Origin of the sequence: Marinobacterium profundum (genome assembly GCF_001528745.1) — a bacterium.
Lineage (GTDB): Bacteria > Pseudomonadota > Gammaproteobacteria > Pseudomonadales > Balneatricaceae > Marinobacterium_A > Marinobacterium_A profundum.
Genome location: NZ_BCNS01000046.1, coordinates 1 through 1,935, shown reverse-complemented (window position 1 = coordinate 1,935; position 1,935 = coordinate 1). Strand labels below are relative to the sequence as shown.

At 59.8% G+C, this 1,935-nt stretch carries 1 protein-coding gene; it reads left to right on the top strand.

The window, feature by feature from the left end:
* Positions 1 to 1,918, top strand: a 1,918-nt coding sequence (locus tag MPRO_RS02745; protein WP_245635013.1) for an NAD-glutamate dehydrogenase domain-containing protein, incomplete at its 5' end; no start/stop codon positions are given.
* Positions 1,919 to 1,935: the final 17 nt, after the last annotated feature.

Genomic DNA, 1,935 nt, shown 5'->3' with positions numbered 1-1,935 from the left:
ACTGTGCGACAACACCGAGGATGCACCTGGGCATATCGTTGAAACACTGGTGCGCTTTGAAGTCGACCGCCAGAGCAGCCCCCAGGTACTGGAACACCTCGAATCGCGTCTGCAACAAGTGCTGCAGGATGTACGCTACACAGTAGAAGACTGGAAACCCTTGCTGGCACGGGTCGAAGAGGCTGCCAGTTGGTGCGAGAAAAGCGAAGCTTGCAGCCTGTGCGAGGACAATCACGAGGCCGTGGAACTGTTGCGCTGGATGGCCGATGGTTACTTCCTGTTTGTCGGCTTTCGCTATTACCGGGTCGAAGCCGTCGAAGGCAAACGCTACCGGCTGCATTACGAGGACGGCAGCGGCCTGGGCTGCTTTCGCGATCCCATTACCGAGTCCCAGCGGACCCTGGAGCTGGATGACCACCTCAGCCGCCAGCTGGAAGCGCCCGAGATGCTGGTACTGACCAAGTCATCCACCCGCTCCACTGTGCAGCAGCAGGCGCACTTCGATTACATAGGTGTAAAGCAGACATCATCCGAGGGCCAGGTCATAGGCGAGTGGCGATTTTTCGGGCTTTACTCCAGCAAGGCCTACGACACGCCCATTACCCAGATTCCGCGTATTCGCCAGCGCGTGCGGCGCCTGCTCGACGCCTGCGGCATGCCAGACGACACCCACGGCTACAAGGCACTGCGCCATATCATCTACGGCTACCCGCGGGACGAGCTGCTGCAGGCCAGCTACGAACAGTTGCACGAATCCATCAACGGCATGCTGGAGTGTGTGGAACAGCGCCGCTTTGGCATCTTTCTGCGGCCCGACACCTATGGCCGCTTTATCAACGTCATGATGCTGGTACCACGGGATCAATACACCACCGACGTTCGCATCCGCGTGCAGGACATATTGCTGCGCCAGCTGCACGGGCACAGCGCTGAATACAGCGTGCGCCTGAGCGAGCAGCCGCTGGCCATGATCCAGTTCAGCATTCACTGCAAGCAGGCCCATCGCCAGGAGTACAACCGCGACCAGCTGCGCAGCCTGATCGCCGATGCCATTCAGAGCTGGCAGGACAAGTTGCACCAGGCGCTGCTGCACAACTTTGACGAAGTCGAAGCTAATCGACTGTTTGAGCGTTTTGGGCCGCAGTTTCCAGCCGCCTACCGCGACCATCACAGCCCTCGTACGGCGGTGGCCGACATCCGAGAGCTCAACGCCCTGCACGCGGCCCTGACCACCCAGCTGTACCGCCCCGATACAGGCCCTGTGCGTTTCAAGGTGCTGGGACGCGGCCACAGCCTGGCGCTGTCCGACGTATTGCCGATCCTGGAGCACCTGGGTGTTCGGGTACTCGATGCCACACCCTACGCCATTGGCGCAGAGGGCGAGCAGGCGTTCTGGATCATCGATTTTCGCCTCGACAGCGAAACCGAATTTGACCTCGGCAACAGCGGCCTGCGGGAGCAGTTCCAGCAAAGTTTTATTCGTACCTACTACGGCGAACTGGAAGACGACCGCTTCAACCAGCTAATACTGCGTGCCGGCATTTCCTACCATCAGGTCACCCTGCTGCGGGCCCTGTGCAAGTACCTGCTGCAATTGGGACTGCCGTTCAGTCAGCACTATATAGAGCAGGCGCTGTACCGCAATCCGCAGATCTGCCGTCAGTTACTGGCGCTGTTCAATGCCCGCTTCGACCCCCAGGCACCGGCGGGCAGCAAGGCACTGGGGCAGCTGTTGGCAGCGGATATCCTGGCCGCGCTGGAGACCGTCGAAAACCTCGACGAAGACCGCATCCTGCGCCACTACCTGGGCGTGATCAACGCCATGCTGCGCACCAACTACTTTCAGGCCGATGAGGAGCGGGAAAAAGGTTACCTGAGTTTCAAGCTCAATACCCGCGCCCTGACCTGCCCATTATAAAAATCTGAACCTAGCGC